14 protein-coding genes and 1 pseudogene are annotated in these 18062 nt (G+C 72.5%); 8 read left to right on the forward strand and 7 right to left on the reverse strand.

Features of this window, described 5'->3' with window-relative positions; genetic code table 11:
• Positions 1-128: 128 nt before the first annotated feature.
• On the forward strand, positions 129-968 hold the full coding sequence (locus ACJ9NR_RS14435) for an SCO4651 family lipoprotein (protein ID WP_412487963.1): 840 nt from the start codon (positions 129-131) through the stop codon (positions 966-968).
• 86 nt (positions 969-1054) lie between these two features.
• On the opposite strand, the gene mmsA is transcribed toward ACJ9NR_RS14435, so the two are convergent.
• From mmsA to iolC, 5 genes and pseudogenes are all read right to left on the reverse strand, one after another.
• On the reverse strand, positions 1055-2557 hold the full coding sequence (gene mmsA, locus ACJ9NR_RS14440; RefSeq protein ID WP_412487964.1) for a CoA-acylating methylmalonate-semialdehyde dehydrogenase: 1503 nt from the start codon (positions 2555-2557) through the stop codon (positions 1055-1057).
• Between the two features lie 14 nt (positions 2558-2571).
• Positions 2572-4464 carry a 3D-(3,5/4)-trihydroxycyclohexane-1,2-dione acylhydrolase (decyclizing) gene (gene iolD / locus ACJ9NR_RS14445; RefSeq protein WP_412487965.1) on the reverse strand — a complete coding sequence of 631 codons (1893 nt, stop codon included), beginning with the start codon at positions 4462-4464 and terminating at the stop codon, positions 2572-2574.
• Between the two features lie 59 nt (positions 4465-4523).
• Positions 4524-4844 (reverse strand): annotated as a pseudogene (locus ACJ9NR_RS14450) (5-deoxy-glucuronate isomerase); the annotation flags it as partial.
• A 7-nt stretch (positions 4845-4851) separates the two neighbouring features.
• Entirely contained in the window at positions 4852-5727 is an 876-nt protein-coding gene (locus ACJ9NR_RS14455; RefSeq protein ID WP_412488829.1) for a Cgl0159 family (beta/alpha)8-fold protein, read from the reverse strand.
• An 80-nt stretch (positions 5728-5807) separates the two neighbouring features.
• Positions 5808-6758, reverse strand: coding sequence for a 5-dehydro-2-deoxygluconokinase (gene iolC / locus ACJ9NR_RS14460; RefSeq protein WP_412487966.1), 951 nt, complete (start codon positions 6756-6758; stop codon positions 5808-5810).
• Between the two features lie 125 nt (positions 6759-6883).
• Between iolC and ACJ9NR_RS14465 the strand changes: the two genes are divergently transcribed.
• The 4 genes from ACJ9NR_RS14465 (at position 6884) to ACJ9NR_RS14480 (ending at position 10376) form a co-directional block, all read left to right on the forward strand.
• Entirely contained in the window at positions 6884-7810 is a 927-nt protein-coding gene (locus tag ACJ9NR_RS14465) for a sugar phosphate isomerase/epimerase family protein (RefSeq protein WP_412487967.1), read from the forward strand.
• A gap of 271 nt (positions 7811-8081) precedes the next feature.
• The gene (locus tag ACJ9NR_RS14470; protein ID WP_412487968.1) at positions 8082-9053 is read left to right on the forward strand and encodes an AraC family transcriptional regulator; all 972 of its coding nucleotides are present in this window, start codon (positions 8082-8084) and stop codon (positions 9051-9053) included.
• Between the two features lie 474 nt (positions 9054-9527).
• The gene (locus ACJ9NR_RS14475) at positions 9528-9728 is read left to right on the forward strand and encodes a helix-turn-helix transcriptional regulator (protein ID WP_412487969.1); all 201 of its coding nucleotides are present in this window, start codon (positions 9528-9530) and stop codon (positions 9726-9728) included.
• Positions 9729-9809: 81 nt separating this feature from the next.
• Positions 9810-10376: a GNAT family N-acetyltransferase gene (locus tag ACJ9NR_RS14480; protein ID WP_412487970.1), complete on the forward strand. Its 567-nt coding sequence runs from the start codon at positions 9810-9812 to the stop codon at positions 10374-10376.
• Here ACJ9NR_RS14480 and ACJ9NR_RS14485 read toward each other — a convergent pair.
• Both ACJ9NR_RS14485 and ACJ9NR_RS14490 read right to left on the reverse strand, forming a co-directional pair.
• Positions 10357-11400: a zinc-dependent alcohol dehydrogenase family protein gene (locus ACJ9NR_RS14485; protein ID WP_412487971.1), complete on the reverse strand. Its 1044-nt coding sequence runs from the start codon at positions 11398-11400 to the stop codon at positions 10357-10359. The two genes, ACJ9NR_RS14480 and ACJ9NR_RS14485, sit on opposite strands and share 20 nt — an antisense overlap.
• On the reverse strand, positions 11351-13633 hold the full coding sequence (locus tag ACJ9NR_RS14490; protein WP_412487972.1) for an MMPL family transporter: 2283 nt from the start codon (positions 13631-13633) through the stop codon (positions 11351-11353). The genes ACJ9NR_RS14485 and ACJ9NR_RS14490 overlap by 50 nt, the downstream gene beginning before the upstream one ends.
• A gap of 154 nt (positions 13634-13787) precedes the next feature.
• Here ACJ9NR_RS14490 and ACJ9NR_RS14495 point away from each other — a divergent pair, with 154 nt between their 5' ends.
• The 3 genes from ACJ9NR_RS14495 to ACJ9NR_RS14505 all read left to right on the forward strand — a co-directional run bounded on the left by ACJ9NR_RS14495 (position 13788) and on the right by ACJ9NR_RS14505 (position 17296).
• Complete coding sequence (locus ACJ9NR_RS14495) at positions 13788-14492, forward strand: TetR/AcrR family transcriptional regulator (RefSeq protein ID WP_412488830.1); 705 nt, start codon at positions 13788-13790, stop codon at positions 14490-14492.
• Positions 14493-14729: 237 nt separating this feature from the next.
• Positions 14730-14969, forward strand: a complete 240-nt coding sequence (locus tag ACJ9NR_RS14500) for a heavy-metal-associated domain-containing protein (RefSeq protein WP_412487973.1) — start codon at positions 14730-14732, stop codon at positions 14967-14969.
• A gap of 20 nt (positions 14970-14989) precedes the next feature.
• Positions 14990-17296 (forward strand): heavy metal translocating P-type ATPase, encoded by a 2307-nt coding sequence (locus ACJ9NR_RS14505; protein ID WP_412487974.1) that lies wholly within the window; start codon positions 14990-14992, stop codon positions 17294-17296.
• Positions 17297-18062 lie beyond the last annotated feature (766 nt).

Below are 18062 nucleotides of genomic sequence, written 5' to 3' on the forward strand. Positions count from 1 at the left end.
CGGCCTCCAGTGGAGAGAAGGCCGTCGGAAAACCTGCGGACGTCCGGTATCCGGAGCTGTCAGTGTGTCCCGCTAGAGTCAGCGATCACAGGAACGCACAACCGAATCACAGTAATGGGTGGGGACTCATGAAGCTGAAGCACACCGCCGCCTGGGTGGGGTTCACGGCGGCGGCGGCGCTCACGGTGTCCGCGTGCGGCGCGGACACCGCGAAGACGGCGGCCAGGGCCGTGGACAACGCCGACAAGATCATGGCGGCCCTCTCCCGGGCGACCGACCGCACCGAGCAGCTCGGCTCGGCCGAGGTCAAGGTCAGCACCGACCTGGGCACGGGCACCCCGATCGCCATGGACGGGACGTACTCCTGGGGCGACGGCCTGGCGTTCGACGCCGAGATGGACACCGCTGCCGCGCACATGCAGCAGTTGCAGGACAGCCCGAAGACCCGGGTGCTGTTCGTGCACGGCGCCTACTACTACGACATCGACCCGCAGCCCTCGGGCCCGCTGGCGGGCAAGCAGTGGATGCGGATCGACTCCTCGGCGATCTTCGGCGACAAGGGCGCGCAGGCCTTCAGCGGCAGCGGCGGGGGCAGCAACCCGGCGGCGGCGATGCGCGGGCTGAAGTACGCGAACAACGTCAAGGACCTGGGCGAGGAGACCGTCGACGGGCAGAGCACGACCCACTACCGGGCCGTCGTCGACAAGGCGCACATGGGCAAGTTCAAGGACGCCTACGGCGGCGACAACCTGATGGGCTCGATGACCGGCGGCGCCGACTCGATGACCATGGACATCTGGGTCGGCTCCAAGGACCTCCCGGTCCGCCTGAAGCAGACGCTCGGCACGGTCAAGGTCACCATGGACTTCCAGAAGTTCGGCGCCACGGCCCCGGTGAAGGCTCCGCCGGCCGCGCAGACCGGTGACCTCACCGAAGCGGTCAAGAAGGCCCAGGAGCAGCAGGGCTGAGCCGCCGCACGACGGTGCCCCGTCCCCACCGGCCGGGCGGGAGGAGCGGGGCACCGTGCGGTCTTTACGGGCCCGGGGCCCGCGCCTCAGTGGTTGCGCGGGAAGCCGAGGTCGACGCCGGCGGGGGCGTCGGCGGGGTCGGGCCAGCGGGTGGTGACGACCTTGCCCCGGGTGTAGAAGTGCGTGCCGTCGTTGCCGTAGATGTGGTGGTCGCCGAAGAGGGAGTCCTTCCAGCCGCCGAAGCTGTGGTAGCCGACCGGGACCGGGATGGGCACGTTCACGCCGACCATGCCGGCCTCGACCTCCAGCTGGAAGCGGCGGGCGGCGCCGCCGTCCCGGGTGAAGACGGCGGTGCCGTTGCCGAACGGCGAGGCGTTGATCAGCGCGACGCCCTCCTCGTAGGTGTCCACGCGCAGCACGCACAGCACCGGGCCGAAGATCTCGTCCTGGTAGGCCCTGGCGGTGGTGGGCACCCGGTCGAGCAGGGAGAGGCCGATCCAGTGCCCGTCCTCGTAGCCCTCGACGGTGTGGCCGGTGCCGTCCAGGACGACCTCGCAGCCCTCGGCCGCGGCGCCCCGCACGTAGGAGGCGACCTTGTCGCGGTGGGCGGCGGTGATCAGCGGGCCCATCTCGGAGGCGGGGTCGTCGCCGGGGCCGATCCTGATCTTCGCGGCGCGCTCGCGGATCTTCTCCACCAGCGTGTCGCCGACCGATCCGACCGCGACGACGGCGGAGATGGCCATGCAGCGCTCGCCGGCGGAGCCGTAGGCCGCGCTCACCGCCGCGTCGGCGGCCGCGTCCAGGTCGGCGTCGGGCAGCACCAGCATGTGGTTCTTCGCGCCGCCGAGGGCCTGCACGCGCTTGCCGTTCGCGGCGGCGGTGGTGTGGATGTGGCGGGCGATCGGGGTCGAGCCGACGAACGAGACCGCCTTGACGTCCGGGTGCTCCAGCAGCCGGTCGACGGCCGCCTTGTCGCCGTGCACGACGTTGAAGACGCCGTCCGGCAGGCCGGCCTCGGCCAGCAGCTCGGCGACCTTCATGGACGCCGACGGGTCCTTCTCGGAGGGCTTGAGCACGAAGGTGTTGCCGCACGCGATGGCGAGCGGGAACATCCACATCGGCACCATGGCCGGGAAGTTGAACGGGGTGATGCCCGCCACGACACCGAGCGGCTGGCGGATCGACGCGACGTCCACCCGGCTGGCGACCTGCGTGGACAGCTCGCCCTTGAGCTGGACGTTGATGCCGCAGGCCAGGTCGACGATCTCCAGGCCGCGGGCCACCTCGCCCAGCGCGTCGGAGTGCACCTTGCCGTGCTCGGCGGTGATCAGCTCCGCGATCGCGTCCCGGTTGGCGTCCAGCAGCGCGCGGAACCTGAACAGGATCTCGGTGCGCCTGGCCAGCGAGGACTGCCCCCAGGAGGCGAAGGCGTCCTTCGCGGCGGCGACCGCGGCGTCCACCTCGTCGGCCGACGCGAACGCGACCTTCGTGGTGACCGCGCCGGTCGCCGGGTCGGTGACCGGCCCGTACGTACCCGACGCGCCCTCGACGGTCTTGCCGCCGATCCAGTGGTTGACGATCTTCGTCATGCCCAGTTGCTCCTTCACAGATGGCGGCGTCGGGTGGAGACGTGCCGTTCGTACAGCTCCCGGGCCTTGACCGCCGACGGTCGGGTCGCGGTCTCGGCCACGGGTACATCCCACCAGGCCTGGGCGGGCGGCGGGCCCGACACAGTGTCGGCCGTTTCGGTCTCGACGTAGACACATGTGGGAGTGTCGGCGGCGCGGGCCCGCGCCAGCGCCTCGTGCAGATCGGCGACGGTCCTGGCGCGCAGCACGCGCATGCCCAGGCTGGCCGCGTTGGCGGCGAGGTCCACCGGCAGCGGCGCCCCGGTGTACGTACCGTCGTCCGAGCGGAACCGGTACGCGGTGGCGAACCGCTCGCCGCCCACCGACTCGGAGAGGCCGCCGATGGACGCGTACCCGTGGTTCTGGACCAGCAGGACCTTGATCGCGACGCCCTCCTGCACGGCGGTGACGATCTCCGTCGGCATCATCAGATAGGTGCCGTCGCCGACCAGCGCCCACACCGGACGGTCGGGCGCCGCCAGCTTCACGCCGATCGCGGCCGGTATCTCGTAGCCCATGCAGGAGTAGCCGTACTCCAGGTGGTACTGGTCCCGCGAGCGCGCCCGCCACAGCTTGTGCAGGTCGCCCGGGAGGGAACCGGCCGCGTTGACGATCACGTCCGTGTCGTCCACGACCGCGTCCAGGGCGCCGAGCACCTGCGGCTGGGTCGGGCGCACGTCCGGCTCGTCGGCCTCGTAGCAGGCGTCGACGCGCTGCTCCCAGCGCTCCTTGTCCTCGGTGTACTCGGCGACGTAGGAGGCCGGGACGCGGTGCGCGTGCGTGCCCAGGGCCGCCGTCAGCTCCTGCAGCCCGCTGCGGGCGTCCGCGATCAGCGGCAGGCCGGCGAGCTTGTGCCCGTCGTAGGGCGCGATGTTGAGGTTGAGGAAGCGGACGCCCGCGCCGGTGAAGAGGGTGCCGGAGGCGGTGGTGAAGTCGGTCCAGCGGGTGCCGACGCCGATCACCAGGTCGGCGGTGCGGGCGAGTTCGTCGGCCGTGGCCGTGCCGGTGTGGCCGATGCCGCCGACGTCCTGGGGATGGTCCCAGCGCAGCGAGCCCTTGCCGGCCTGGGTGGAGGCGACGGGGATGCCGGTGCCGGCCGCGAACTCGGCGAGGGCCTCCTCGGCGCGGCTGTGGTGCACCCCGCCACCGGCGACGACCAGCGGCCTGCGCGCGGAGCGGACCGCGGTCACCGCCTCGGCGAGTTCGGTCGGGTCGGCGCCCGGGCGGCGCACGACCCAGGTGCGCTCGGCGAAGAACTCCCCGGGCCAGTCGTACGCCTCCGCCTGGACGTCCTGCGGAAGCGCCAGGGTCACCGCGCCGGTCTGCACGGGGTCGGTGAGGACCCGCATGGCCTGCAGGGCCGCCGGAACGAGCTGTTCGGGCCGGGTGACGCGGTCGAAGTACGTCGACACCGGGCGCAGGCAGTCGTTGACCGACACGTCGCCCGCGCCGGGGGCCTCCAGCTGCTGCAGGACCGGGTCGGCGGGGCGGGTGGCGAAGACGTCGCCGGGCAGCAGCAGGACCGGGAGGTGGTTGACGGTGGCGAGGGCGGCGCCCGTCACCAGGTTGGTCGCGCCCGGGCCGATGGAGGTCGTCACGGCGTGCGCGGACAGGCGGCCCGACTGCCGGGCGTAGCCGACCGCCGCGTGCACCATGGCCTGCTCGTTGCGGCCCTGGTGGTACGGCATGTCGGCCGCGTACTCGACGAGCGCCTGGCCGATCCCCGCCACGTTGCCGTGGCCGAGGACGCCCCAGGTCGCGCCGATCAGCCGCTGCCGTACGCCGTCGCGCTCGGTGTACTGGACGGCCAGGAAGCGCACCAGCGCCTGTGCGACCGTCAGCCGCGCCGTCGAGGTGGTCGGAGTCATCGGTAACCCCCAGTGCCTTGTGCGTGGGCCGGATGGAGGCGGATCCGCCGCTTCCGTCGCCGGACGCGGGATCCGCCCCCACGGGAGGGAGATACGCGCCGGCGGACGGAACCGTTCGGGACCTCCGGCGCGGGGCCGTAGCGGGCGGGGAGTCGTCGCTCGCACTTCGCTCCTGCCAGGGCGAAGCGGCCTTCCGCGCCGGAGGCGATCTGGGCCCGGGCGGCAGGGGGAACGTACGCGAGGCCGGAGGCCGACCCGAATACTCTTCCCCCGCCCGGGAGTTGGAACTCTCCGTCCGTTATGTCACGGGTCGGCTGTACCGTACATCCGCCTCGCGGCGGAAGCACGTTCCTCCCGGCGCACAGCTCGCCCGCGGTCATCAGCCCCTCACAGCAGTCCTACGGCGGTGTCGACGGCGGCGGCCACGTCGCCGTCCGGCGGGTACAGCAGCGAGCGGCCGACCACCAGCCCCCGGACGGTGGGAAGCTGGAGCGCGCCGCGCCACTTCTCGTACGCGCCGTCCTGGTCGTCGCCGACCTCACCGCCCAGCAGCACCGCGGGCAGCGTGGAGGTCTGCATGACCTCGGCCATGTCGTCGGGGTTCTCGGTGACGGGCAGTTTGAGCCAGGTGTACGCCGAGGTGCCGCCCAGGCCCGAGGCGATGGCGATGGACTTGGTGACGGCCTCGGCGGACAGGTCGTTGCGCAGTCTCCCCTCCTGCGTGCGGTGGCTGACGAACGGCTCGACGAAGACGGGGAGCCGGCGCGCGGCCATGTCGTCGATGGCGCGCGCGGTGGACTCCAGCGTGGTCAGCGAGCCCGGGTCGGTGTAGTCGATGCGCAGCAGCAGCTTGCCCGCGTCGAAGCCGAGGCGCTCGATGTCCTGCGCGCGGTGGCCGGTGAAGCGGTCGTCGAGTTCGAAGCTCGCGCCCTGCAGGCCTCCTCGGTTCATCGAGCCCATGACGACCTTGTTCTCCAGCGCGCCGAGCAGGAGCAGGTCGTCGAGGATGTCGGCGGTGGCGAGGACGCCGTCGACGCCGGGGCGGGAGAGCGCGAGGCACAGGCGCCGCAGCAGGTCGGCGCGGTTGGCCATGGCGAATCCGCGCTCGCCGACGCCGAGCGCGCCGCGGGCCGGGTGATCGGCGGCGACGATCATCAGCCGCCCCGAGCCGCCCACGAGCGGCCTGCGGGCGCGGCGGGCGGCCGCCTCGGCCACGGCCTCGGGGTGGTGCGTACGGATGCGGACGAGCTCGCGGATGTCCACGCGGGCGTGTCCGGCGCCCTCGCCGCCGAGGGGGGCGCCGTGGGCGCCTTCGTGGTGGGCGCCCGTGACCCGGCCGGCCCTCACAGCACCGCTCCGGCCTCGAGGGCGGCATCGATCTCGTCGGCGGTCGGCATCGCGGAGGAGCACTCCAGGCGGGAGGCGACGATCGCGCCCGCCGCGTTGGCGCGCCGCATGACCGTCTCCAGGTCCCGGCCCGCGAGCAGGCCGTCGCAGAGCGAGCCGCCGAAGGCGTCGCCGGCGCCGAGGCCGTTGAGGACGCTGACCGGCAGCGGCGGCACCTCGGCGGACTCGCCCTCGCTGTCGACGGCGAGGACGCCCTTGGGGCCCTGCTTGACGACGGCGAGTTCGCAACCCGCGTCCAGCAGGGCCTGGGCGGCGGCGCGTGGTTCGCGCACTCCGGTGGCGACCTCCACCTCGTCGAGGTTGCCGACCGCGACGGTGGTGTGGCGCAGGGCCTCCTGGTAGAAGGGGCGGGCTGCCGCCGGGTCCTTCCAGAACATGGGGCGCCAGTCGAGGTCGAAGACCGTGGTGCCGGACTTGGCCCGGTGGGCGAGGGCCGCCAGTGTCGCCGTACGACTCGGTTCCTCGCTCAGTCCGGTGCCGGTGATCCAGAAGACGCGGGTCTCGCGGATGGCGTCGAGGTCGAGCTCGTGGGCGTCGATCTCCAGGTCGGGGGCCTTGGGCCGGCGGTAGAAGTACAGCGGGAAGTCGTCCGGCGGGAAGATCTCGCAGAAGGTGACCGGGGTCGGCAGGCCCGGGACCGGGGTGACCCAGCGGTCGTCGACGCCGAAGCCCCGCAGGGCCTCGTGCAGATAGCTGCCGAAGGGGTCGTCACCGGTGCGCGTGATCACCGCGGTGCGGTGCCCGAGGCGGGCGGCGGCCACCGCGACGTTGCTCGCCGAGCCGCCGAGGAACTTGCCGAAGCTCGTCACCTGCGGCAGCGGCACGCCGGTCTGGAGCGGATAGAGGTCCACCCCGATCCGCCCCATGGTGATCAGGTCGTACGCCATCGGCTTCCCTTCGTTGCGTCTCTCTCCCCGGTTTCTAGCCCCGCGCACGGAGCCCTGTCAATGTTTTGTCCAGACATTCGGACCAGACCTTGACACCCCTCGCCGGGACCCGCACGCTGGCGGCCATGACGCCGTTGTCACCTCCATCACCATCTTCCGGTCCTTCCCGAATCCGCGTCGGTTCGGCGCCCGACTCCTGGGGCGTCTGGTTTCCCGACGACCCGCGCCAGGTCCCGTGGCAGCGCTTCCTCGACGAGGTGGCGGACTCGGGCTACGAGTGGATCGAGCTCGGTCCGTACGGGTACCTGCCGACCGATCCGGCCGTCCTCACCGAGGAGACGGCCCGGCGCGGCCTGAAGGTGTCGGCCGGCACCGTCTTCACCGGCCTGCACCACGGCGAGGCCGTGTGGGACAAGACCTGGGCGCACGTCGCCGACAACGCCGCCCTCGCGCAGGCGATGGGGGCGTCCCACCTGGTGGTCATCCCGTCCTTCTGGCGGGACGACAAGACCGGTGAGGTACTGGAGCCCGACACGCTGACGCCCGGGCAGTGGCGCGACCTCAACTCCCTGACGGAGCGGCTGGGGCGTCGGGTGCGGGAGGAGTACGGGCTGCGGATCGTGGTGCACCCGCACGCCGACACGCACATCGACAGCGAGGAGAACGTCGTCCGCTTCCTCGACGGCACCGACTCCGACGTCGTGTCGCTGTGCCTGGACACCGGGCACTACGCGTACTGCGGCGGCGACAGCGTCAAGCTGATCGAGACCTACGGCGAGCGGATCGGGTACCTGCACCTCAAGCAGGTGGACCCGGGGATCCTGGCGGAGGTGCGGGCCAAGGGGACGCCGTTCGGGCCCGCCGTCGCCCAGGGGGTCATGTGCGAGCCCCCGGCGGGCGTGCCCGCGCTGGAGCCGGTGCTCGACGCCGCGCGGAAGCTGGGGGTCGACCTGTTCGCGATCGTCGAACAGGACATGTATCCCTGCGAGCCGGACGCACCGTTGCCCATCGCCCGGCGGACCCGGGCGTTCCTGCGGTCCTGCGGGGCGTAGCCCTTCCGGGACGGTGCGGCTCGTGCGCGGGTGCGGCCTCCCGCGCGGGTGCGGTGCGGTGCGGGCCGTGTGGCGGGCGCGGCTCGGGCGCGGGTTCCGGCGCGGCTCGGGTGCGGGTGCGGGCCGTGTGGCGGGCGCGGCCTGCGGCCGGTCCAGGCGTTCGGGTCCGCGTGGCGGAGCCGCGTGTCGACGCGGCGCCGAGCCCCTGGCGGCACCGTACGCGCCATAGCACGATGGGTGCCCTCTCTTGGGGCGGGCGCGGGAGGAGCGCATGGCGGACGGGGTGCTGGTCCGGTCCGGGCGCGGGCCCTGGGGGGCCTGGGAGAGCGTGGCGGCGCGGCCGCATCCCCGGTTGCGGCCCGGCGTGATCAGTTATCGCGGGGTGCGGCTGGCGCTGAACCGGCCGCGGCGTCGGCTGGAGGCGCCGATCGGGGCGGCGACGCTGCTGCTCGGGTTCGAGGAGCCGGTGCGCATCACCCGCCCGGGGAGGCCCCCGGCCACGCTCGTCTCGGTGTTCTCGGGGCCGACGACCACACCGGCCGTCGGCGAGCACGGCGGGCGCCTGTCCGGCATCGAGGTGCTGCTCATGCCGTGGGCGGCGTTCACGCTGTTCGGCGTACCGCAGTACGAGCTCACCGACCGCACCGTCGACCCCGACGACCTGCCGCACGTCCTCGGCGGCCCCAAGGGCGCCGGCCACCGGCGCAGCATCGGTGAACTGTCCGCCGCACTGGCCGCGCTGCCGACCTGGCAGGACCGGTTCACTCTGCTGGACGACGAGCTGACACGCTGGTCGCTGGCCGGGACACCGAGCTCCGCGGGGGTCGTACGGGCCTGGTCGGAGCTGGTGCGGACCTGGGGCTCGGTGCCGGTACGGCTGCTGGCCGACGAGGTGGGCTGGAGCGTACGGCACCTGGAGAACCGGTTCCGGGAGCAGATCGGGCTCGGTCCGAAGGTCGCCGCCCGGGTGCTGCGGTTGCAGCGGGCACGGCGGCTGCTGACGCAGGGACACGGGCAGGCGGAGACCGCGGCGATCTGCGGTTTCTACGACCAGGCCCATCTGAGCGGGGAGTTCAGGGCGATGACGGGGTGCACTCCCCGCGAGTTCACGACGGCGCGGACGATCCCGCCCGTGTCGCAGCCGATGGTTCCGGCGGCCGACCGGATGACCGGCGAGGCGACGAGCCTGTTGCTCACATCCTCACGAAGTGCGGTTTTTTCCAAGACCGGCGAGGTTCGCTGAATGCACGCTGATCTTCCGGCCGGTGATCCCGGGGGGGAAGTCACCGACGGCACGTCCTCGGGAACGACGGCACGTCCCGGGGACGGGAAACCGGGGGAGCCGGGGGAGCCAGGGGGCCGGGCCCGGCGCAGCGGGTCCGGTCCACCTTGCCCGGCGGGTTCACCTCGCCGCGCCGACCCCGCCTTCCCGGCCGCCGCGAACCGTCAACGCGGCATTGCCACGACCCCGTTGTCAACGCGCCGCGCCTTCGAGCCCGCACACGCCTTTGCAGCACTCGTGTCACAAACGCCCCCCTCGTGTCACGCATGTCCCGTGTACGCGGGTCCCGCGTCACACCCGCCCCACAGACCCTGCCCTCCCTTCAGGTCCCCTCGTTGACGGGGGCACAGGCTTTGTGATCGCCAGCGCAGCGCCCGGCTCCCCCGACGGCCGCCCCCAGGCCGACCCCGCGGCGCGCGCAGGGAGGTGCTACCCATGACCGACCGAAGGCTCTGGTCGTACAAGGAGATCGCGGCGCACATCAAGGTGCAGCCGGACACCGTGCGGTCCTACCGCAAGCACGGGCTGCTGCCCCCGCCCGACCACGTCGAGGGCGGCAAGCCCTTCTGGTTCGCCGACACGGTCCGCGCGTGGGTCGCCTCCAGGCCCGGCAACCGCGGCCGCAGAGACGACTGACCTCCACGGCAGTCCCCGCACAACCGACCGTCCCTGGAAAACCCGCTGTGCCCCGCCCGGCCGGTGGGGCACAGTCGTCCGATGAACAACTTCTCCGCGAAACCCGTCCTGACCGGCCAGAAGACCGCACTGCGCCCCTTCACCGCGGCCGACGCCGACGCGATCTGGGAGATCATCCAGGACCCCGAGGTCGTCCGCTTCACGTTCGAGCCGTCCACGCAGCTGTCCCCGGAACGCCTGCGCTCCCTCTACGGCGCCCGTGCCACCGCACCCGACCGGCTCGACCTCGCCGTCACCGACCCCGCCACCGGCGAGCTCCTCGGCGAAGTGGTCCTCAACGAGTGGGACCCCGGCGCCCGCAGCTGCAACTTCCGCACGCTCCTCGGCCCCCGCGGCCGCGGCCGCGGGCTGGGCACCGAGGCGACCCGGCTCATCGTCGGGTACGGCTTCGAGCACCTCTCCCTGCACCGCATCCAGTTGGAGGCGTACGGCCACAATCACCGTGCCCTGCGCGTGTACGAGAAGGTCGGCTTCGTGGTCGAGGGCGTCCGGCGGGAGGTACGGCTGCGGGACGGCCGGTGGGTCGACGAGGTGATCATGGGCATCCTCGACCGAAACTGGGCCGCCCTCAGCTCCACGGCTCGATGACCGTCACGCCCGCTCCCGGCGCCGTCCCCATCGCCGCCAGCGCCGCGGGGGTCGCGTCCAGGGGGATGGTCGAGGTGACCAGCAGATCGGGACGGAGCACGCCCGCCCTGACCAGCTCCAGCATCGGCGGATAGGTGTGCGCCGCCATGCCGTGGCTGCCGAGGAGTTCGAGTTCCAGGGCGATCGCGCGGGCCATCGGCACAGGGGTCGTACCGGTCGGCGAGGGGAGCAGACCCACCTGGACGTGCCGGCCCCGGCGGCGCAGGCCGTTCACCGAGGCGGCGCAGGTGGCCGGCGATCCCAGGGCGTCGAGGGACAACTGCGCTCCCCCACCGGTCAGTTCGCGGACCGCCTCGGCCGTGTCCGGCGTCGCGGAGGCGTCCAGGCACTCCGCCGCGCCGAACGTCCGCGCCAGATCCAGTGCCCGCGGCGAGACGTCCACCGCGACCACCCGCGCCCCCGCCGCCGCCGCGATCATCACCGCGGACAGGCCCACCCCTCCGCAGCCGTGCACCGCGACCCACTCCCCCGCCGCCACCCGGCCCTGCTGCACCACGGCCCGGAACGCCGTGGCGAACCGGCAGCCCAGCGCCGCCGCCGTGGCGAAGGACAGCTCCCGGGGCACGGCGACGAGGTTCACGTCGGCGTGGTCCAGCGCCACGTACTGGGCGAACGATCCCCAGTGCGTGAAGCCGGGCTGCGTCTGCCGCTCGCACACCTGCCGGTCGCCTGCCGCGCACGCTCCGCAGGTCCCGCAGGCGCAGACGAAGGGGACGGTGACGCGGTCGCCGGGGCGCCAGTTGTGCACGCCGGCGCCGACCGTCTCCACCACGCCGGCGAGCTCATGGCCCGGTACGTGAGGGAGGGTGATGTCGGGGTCGTGGCCCTGCCAGCCGTGCCAGTCGCTGCGGCAGAGGCCGGTGGCCTCGACCCGCACGACCACCCCGTGGCCGGCGGGCCGAGGGTCGGGTACCTCACGTACGTCGGGCCGGTTCCCGTACCGCTCGAACACCACTGCCCGCATCTGCGCTCCCCTCACCGACTGACTCTGCGGGTACATCGTGACCGGCCGCGCGCTCCCCCGCGCCGCCGCCGGGACGCTCATCGCCCCCCTCGCTCATCCCGAACCGCTCGTGGAAGCGCCGCAGCGGACCCGGGGCCCACCAGGTCGCACGGCCCGTCAGCCGCATCACCGCCGGGACCAGCAGGCTCCGTACGATCATCGCGTCCATCAGGACCGCCAGGGCGATGCCCAGCCCGAGCATCTTGGTGTTGGTCACCCGCGAGGTGCCTATCGCGACCATCACCACGGCCAGGATCACCGCCGCCGCCGTGATCAGCCCTCCGGTCCGCTGCAGGCCGTGCCGGACCGCGGCGTTGTGGTCGCCGGTCCGGTCGTGCTCCTCCTTGATGCGCGAGAGCAGGAAGACGCCGTAGTCCATGGAGAGGCCGAAGGCGACGCAGAACATCAGGACCGGCAGCGTGGTCTCGATGGAGCCGGGGCTGGTGAAGCCGAGCAGGCCGGAGAGATGGCCGTCCTGGAAGACCCAGACCACCGCGCCGAACATGGCGCTCAGGCTGAGCGCGTTCAGCACCACCGCCTGGACCGGTATCAGCACGCTGCCCGTCAGCAGGAAGACCAGGAGCAGGGTGACGACGGCGATGAAGACGGCCGCCCAGGGCAGGCGCTCGGCTATCGCGTGCTTGGAGTCGACCAGGACGGCGGCCGTGCCGGTCACCTTGGTGTCGAACGGGGCGTCCGTGGCGCGCAGCTCGCCCACCAGCCGCTGGGCCGTGTCGCCGACGGCCTCGCCCTTCGGCTGCACGGTGAAGTAGGCCGACCGGCCCTTCACCAGCGGGCCGTCGACCCGCAGCACACCGGGCAGGTCCGCGACGCGCTCCTTGTAGGCCGCGTACCGGGCCGGTGTCGCCTTTCCCTCCGCGAGCACCTCCAGGCCACCGCCGGGGCTGCCCGGGAAGCCGTCACGCAGGTGCTGCTGCACGACGTGCGACTCGGCGCCCGAGGGCAGCTGGCGGTCGTCGGCGGTGCCGAACCGCACGCCCAGGAAGGGCAGCCCGAGGACGATCAGGACGGCGGTGGTCGCCGCGGCGAAGATCGGGGCCCGGCGCATGACCAGGGCCGCCGCCCGCGCCCAGGCCGTGCCCTGCTCGCCGGAGGTCCGCACCGGACGCCCGCGCCGCAGCAGATGCCGTAGATCCAGGGAGTTGACCCGGTCTCCCAGCAGGACCAGCGCCGCGGGGAGCAGGATCAGCGCGGCCGCGGCGGCCAGCAGCACCACGGCGATGCCGGCGTAGGCGAAGGACCGCAGGAAGTACTGCGGGAAGAGCAGCATCGCGGCCAGGGAGACGGCCACCGTGAGCGCCGAGAAGAGGACCGTACGCCCGGCGGTGCGCAGGGTGGTCGCCACGGCGGGCAGCGGTTCGGCCCCGGCGGACAGCTCCTCACGGAAGCGCCGGACGATGAACAGGGCGTAGTCGATGGCGAGTCCGAGGCCGAGGGCGGTGGTGAGGTTCAGCGCGAACACGGACACGTCGGTGAACTCCGTCAGACCGCGCAGTACGGCGTTCGTCCCCAGGATCGCGACGATGCCGATGCCCAGCGGCAGCAGCGCGGCGATCGCGCTGCCGAAGACCATCACCAGCAGCACGAGGGTCACCGGCAGGGCGATCAGCTCGGCGCGGGTCAGGTCCTCCTTGATGGTCGTCTGCATCTCGTGCCGCACGGCGACGATGCCGCCGACCTTGACCTCCACCGGCCCGTGCGCACCCCGGAAGGAGGGCGCGATGCGGTCCAGGGTCCTGCCCATCGCGTTCTCGTCGCCCGTGATGTGCGCGGCGATCAGTGCCTCGTGGCCGTCCTCGGCACGCAGCGCGGGCGACTTGGACTGCCAGTAGGAGCCGACGCCCGTGACGCCCTTCTCGCCCGCCAGGCGTGCGGTGAGGCGCCGCGCCTCGGCGGCCACCGCCGGGTCGTCCACCGACGAACGGCCGGAGTCGACGAGCAGCAGGAGGTTGGGCTGGGAGGCGGGGAACTCCCGCTCCAGCGCCTTGGTCGCGTAGGTCGACTGGGCGTCCGGGTCCTCCCAGCCGCCGCTGCCCAGACGGTCGGCGACCCCGCTGCCGGCCAGCACGGCGAGAGCGGTGATCAGGAGGGCGGCGAGCAGCGACAACCGCGGGCGGGCGGTGACGAAGCGGGTCCAGCCGCCCAGGTGTGGTGGCTTGTTGACTTCGGTCATCGTGCGGTGTCCCCTTCACCGTGGAAAACCATAGACTGGAAACACGAGAGATCACTCGCGTTTCCCTAGAATGCGAGTGACCGCTCGCGTTTGTCAACGGCGTTCGGAGATCTGGGGATAACGCGTGCCCGACAACGCACAGAAGGACAACGCACTGAAGGACAGCCCGCAGAAGGACCGCGCGCAGAAGGACGGCCCGCAGAAGGACGGCCCGCAGAAGGGGCAGCCCCGCCGCCGCCAGGCCCGGGGTGAGCGCCGTATCGCCCAGCTCCTCGACGCCGCGGCCTCGGTCTTCTGCACCACGGGCTATACGGCCGCCAGCACCAACGCGATCGCCCGCGAGGCGGGCGTCTCACCCGGCACGCTCTACCAGTTCTTCCCGAACAAGGAAGCGATCGCGATCGAGCTGGGCGACCGGCTGATGCACGAGATGCGGGAGGCGTACGGCGAGGCCCTCGCCCCGGTCGACCCGGCGACCCCGCTGGAGGAGGCGGTCGGAGCGGCCGTCGACCGGTTCATCGCCTTCAACTGCGACCACCCGGTGTTCTTCGCGCTGATGCACGGACCCGACATCCCGGGCCGGATCGCCGAGGAACACGACGCCCTGCACGCGACGCTGGTCTCCCGGGTCGAGGACCTGCTCTTCTCGCTGCTGCCGGACGCCCGGCCGGCCGACGTCACGCGCACCGCGCACGTCTGCCTCGGGATGTACAAGGCGGGCCTGGAGCTGATCCTCGCCCATGAGGGCGCCGAGCGTGACGCGTACATCGAGGAGATCAAGAAGGTCCTGATCGGCTACCTCGGCCCCCTGGTCGGCGACCGGCTCGGCACCACGGACACCATCACGGACGCCACCTGACACCGCCGAGGACCCTGCCTGACACCACGGCGGGCACCACCGGACGCCACGGCGGGCACCCCCGGACGCCACCGCGGGCACCGCCACGACCGCGACCGCCCGACCGGCGAGCCGCCTCCCGACGCGCGGGCGCCTCGATGGAAAAGTACCCCCTAGGGGTATACTCTGAGAGTGGTGGGGCCCCCATGGACCCCGTACGTACCGCAAGATCGCACACGCCTCGACGAGGAGAACGACATGAGCTCCCAGACCGGCACCCCGGGTACCGTCACCACCGTCTACAAGGTGACCGGAATGACCTGCGGACACTGCGAAGGCGCCGTCTCCGGCGAGATCTCCGAACTTCCCGGTGTCACCTCCGTGACGGCCGTCGCCTCGTCCGGCGAGGTCACCGTCGTCTCCGCGGCCCCGCTCGACGAGGCCGCCGTACGTGCCGCGGTCGACGAGGCCGGCTACGAGCTCGTCGGCCAGATCTGACCACGATCCGGGTATCCCAGATGACCAGCACCACGACCAAGACACCGGCACCGACACCGATACCCGCGGCCGCGGACGCCTCCGAGGTCGAGCTGCTCATCGGCGGGATGACCTGCGCCTCCTGCGCGGCACGCGTCGAGAAGAAGCTCAACCGCATGGACGGCGTCACGGCCACGGTGAACTACGCCACGGAGAAGGCGCGGATCACCTTCCCCGCGGACACGCAGGTCGCCGACCTGATCGCCACCGTCGTCAAGACGGGGTACACGGCAGAGGAGCCGGCCCCGCCCCAGGAGGAGCCCGCCGCGCAGGAGGCTCCCGAAGAAGACCCCGAACTCGCCTCCTACCGGCAGCGGTTCACCATCTCCGTCCTGCTCGCGCTCCCCGTGGTGCTGCTGTCGATGGTGCCCGCCCTGCAGTTCGACAACTGGCAGTGGCTGGCGCTCACCCTCGCGTCGCCGGTCGTCGTCTGGGGCGGGCTGCCCTTCCACCGGGCGGCCTGGACGAACGCCCGGCACGGCGCGGCCACCATGGACACCCTGGTCTCCGTCGGCACGCTGGCGGCGTTCGGCTGGTCGCTGTGGGCGCTGTTCTTCGGTGACGCGGGCGTGCCCGGCATGCGGGACGAGTTCAGTTTCACCGTCTCCCGCGCGGACGGCGCCTCCACGATCTATCTCGAGGTCGCCGCCGGGGTGGTCTCCTTCATCCTGCTCGGCCGCTATCTGGAGGCCCGCTCCAAGCGACGGGCGGGGGCGGCGCTGCGCGCGCTGCTGGAGCTGGGCGCCAAGGACGTGGCCGTACTGCGCGACGGCCGCGAGACCCGCATCCCCGTCTCCCAGCTGGCCGTCGGGGACCGTTTCGTCGCACGGCCCGGGGAGAAGATCGCCACCGACGGCACCGTCGTCGAGGGCAGCTCCGCCGTGGACGCCTCGATGCTGACCGGCGAGTCGGTGCCGGTGGACGTGACCGTGGGTGACACCGTCACCGGGGCCACGGTCAACGCCGGGGGCCGGCTCGTCGTCGAAGCCACGCGCGTGGGCGCCGACACACAGCTGGCGCGGATGGCGAAGCTGGTGGAGGACGCGCAGAACGGCAAGGCCGAGGTGCAGCGGCTCGCCGACCGGATCTCGGCGGTCTTCGTCCCGGTCGTCATGCTCATCGCCGTCGCGACGTTCGGCACCTGGCTCGGCGTCACCGGCGACACGGTCGGCGCGTTCACCGCCGCCGTCGCCGTACTGATCATCGCCTGCCCGTGCGCACTGGGCCTGGCCACACCCACGGCGCTGCTGGTGGGCACGGGACGCGGCGCCCAGCTCGGCATCCTCATCAAGGGCCCCGAGGTCCTGGAGTCCACGCGCCGCGTCGACACCGTCGTGCTCGACAAGACCGGCACGGTCACCACCGGCCGGATGACCCTCCAGGAGGTGTACGTCGCCGACGGCGCCGAGGAGGCGGAGGTGCTGCGGCTCGCGGGCGCCGTCGAGCACGCCTCCGAGCACCCCGTCGCCCGGGCGATCGCCCTGGGTGCCGCCGAGCGGAGCGCGACCGGGGCCACCCCGGCCGACGGCTCGGGGACGGCCGGACAGCTTCCCGAGGTCGCGGAGTTCGAGAACGTGCCCGGCCGGGGCGTACGCGGTCGCGTGGAGGGCCGTGAGGTGTCCGTGGGGCGGCTCGCCGAGTACGCCGCGGAACTGCCGCCGGAGCTGGCCAGCGCCAAGGCCGCGGCCGAGCGCGACGGACGTACGGCCGTGGTGGTCGGCTGGGACGGGGTGGCACGCGGTGTCGTCACCGTCGCCGACGCGGTCAAGGAGACCAGCGCCGAGGCGGTGCGCGAACTGCGCGCCCTGGGCCTCACGCCCGTGCTGCTGACCGGGGACAACCGGGCGGTGGCCGAGGCGGTGGCGCACTCGGTCGGGATCGAGCAGGTGATCGCGGAGGTCCTGCCCGAGGAGAAGGTCGAGGCCGTACGGCGGCTGCAGGCCGAGGGCCGGTGCGTCGCGATGGTCGGCGACGGGGTCAACGACGCGGCCGCGCTGGCCACCGCCGATCTGGGTCTGGCGATGGGCACCGGTACGGACGCGGCGATCGAGGCCGGCGACCTGACGCTGGTGCGCGGGGATCTGCGGGTGGCCGCGGACGCGATCCGGCTGTCACGCAGGACGCTGGCCACGATCAGGGGCAATCTCCTGTGGGCCTTCGGCTACAACGTCGCGGCGCTGCCGCTGGCCGCGGCCGGACTGCTGAACCCGATGATCGCGGGAGCCGCGATGGCCTTCTCCTCGGTGTTCGTGGTGACGAACAGCCTGCGGCTGCGGACGTTCAGCTGAACCGCCGGAAAGTTACCGGCGGTTAGGCGAACTCGGAGCAAGAGCACCTCTGGAGTCCGGGGCCAGGCTCACATAAGCTCTTCACAAGGCTCGCGCATCTTCCTTACGCTTGAGCCCCGATCGCCGTATCGGGGCTCTTGCTCATCTAACGGACATATGCAAGAGACGCAGATCACAGTGATGTGAACGTAACCATTGAAGGGGTACGAAGGTCTAAGTTGACGATGTCAGGCAGCGTCTTGGGGGGCGTTTCCTGGCATCTGGGGATGTCTTGGGGGACTTCCTCAGAGGTGCGTTGCCGGGGCACGTACACCGGGGAGCTTTGAGCGGCCCTCCCGTGCGTGCGCTGTCCCGGCAGACCGCACAGAACAGCGATTCAGGCGCTGTCCTCGCAGACGCCCGGCCGGATCCCGTGGGGGGAATCCGCACCGGGACATGGGAAGGCGCCCTGGACGTCGGCCCGTGGGGGGACCGGCGCCGGGGCGCCTTCTGCGTCCGCGCGCTCCCGAAGCCGGCTCGCCGCAGCACCGCCGGGGCGCGGGGAACCGCGCGACCGCTCATGGCGGGCCCCCGCGCGCCCCTGATACGGCGAGCCCGCGACCGGCCTCATACAGCGAGCCCGCGATCGTCCCGACCGCCCCGATCACCCCCACCGCGCCGATCGCGCCGATCGCCCCGATCGCCCCGATCGAGAAGCGCCGAGGACCTTCCGCCGCGCCCCGACCGGCGCAAAGCCCTCCCGCCGCACAGACGGAAGGGCTCTGAA

Origin of the sequence: Streptomyces sediminimaris, from assembly GCF_047049295.1 — a bacterium.
GTDB classification, from domain to species: domain Bacteria; phylum Actinomycetota; class Actinomycetes; order Streptomycetales; family Streptomycetaceae; genus Streptomyces; species Streptomyces sediminimaris.

Excerpts from the sequence above, each read along its gene's own strand:
- ACJ9NR_RS14435 (WP_412487963.1), top strand. The coding sequence starts at position 129 with ATGAAGCTGAAGCACACCGCCGCCTGGGTGGGGTTCACGGCGGCGGCG.
- mmsA (WP_412487964.1), bottom strand. The coding sequence starts at position 2,557 with ATGACGAAGATCGTCAACCACTGGATCGGCGGCAAGACCGTCGAGGGC.
- iolD (WP_412487965.1), bottom strand. The coding sequence starts at position 4,464 with ATGACTCCGACCACCTCGACGGCGCGGCTGACGGTCGCACAGGCGCTG.
- iolC (WP_412487966.1), bottom strand. The coding sequence starts at position 6,758 with ATGGCGTACGACCTGATCACCATGGGGCGGATCGGGGTGGACCTCTAT.
- ACJ9NR_RS14465 (WP_412487967.1), top strand. The coding sequence starts at position 6,884 with ATGACGCCGTTGTCACCTCCATCACCATCTTCCGGTCCTTCCCGAATC.
- ACJ9NR_RS14470 (WP_412487968.1), top strand. The coding sequence starts at position 8,082 with ATGGCGGACGGGGTGCTGGTCCGGTCCGGGCGCGGGCCCTGGGGGGCC.
- ACJ9NR_RS14475 (WP_412487969.1), top strand. The coding sequence starts at position 9,528 with ATGACCGACCGAAGGCTCTGGTCGTACAAGGAGATCGCGGCGCACATC.
- ACJ9NR_RS14480 (WP_412487970.1), top strand. The coding sequence starts at position 9,810 with ATGAACAACTTCTCCGCGAAACCCGTCCTGACCGGCCAGAAGACCGCA.
- ACJ9NR_RS14485 (WP_412487971.1), bottom strand. The coding sequence starts at position 11,400 with ATGCGGGCAGTGGTGTTCGAGCGGTACGGGAACCGGCCCGACGTACGT.
- ACJ9NR_RS14490 (WP_412487972.1), bottom strand. The coding sequence starts at position 13,633 with ATGACCGAAGTCAACAAGCCACCACACCTGGGCGGCTGGACCCGCTTC.
- ACJ9NR_RS14500 (WP_412487973.1), top strand. The coding sequence starts at position 14,730 with ATGAGCTCCCAGACCGGCACCCCGGGTACCGTCACCACCGTCTACAAG.
- ACJ9NR_RS14505 (WP_412487974.1), top strand. The coding sequence starts at position 14,990 with ATGACCAGCACCACGACCAAGACACCGGCACCGACACCGATACCCGCG.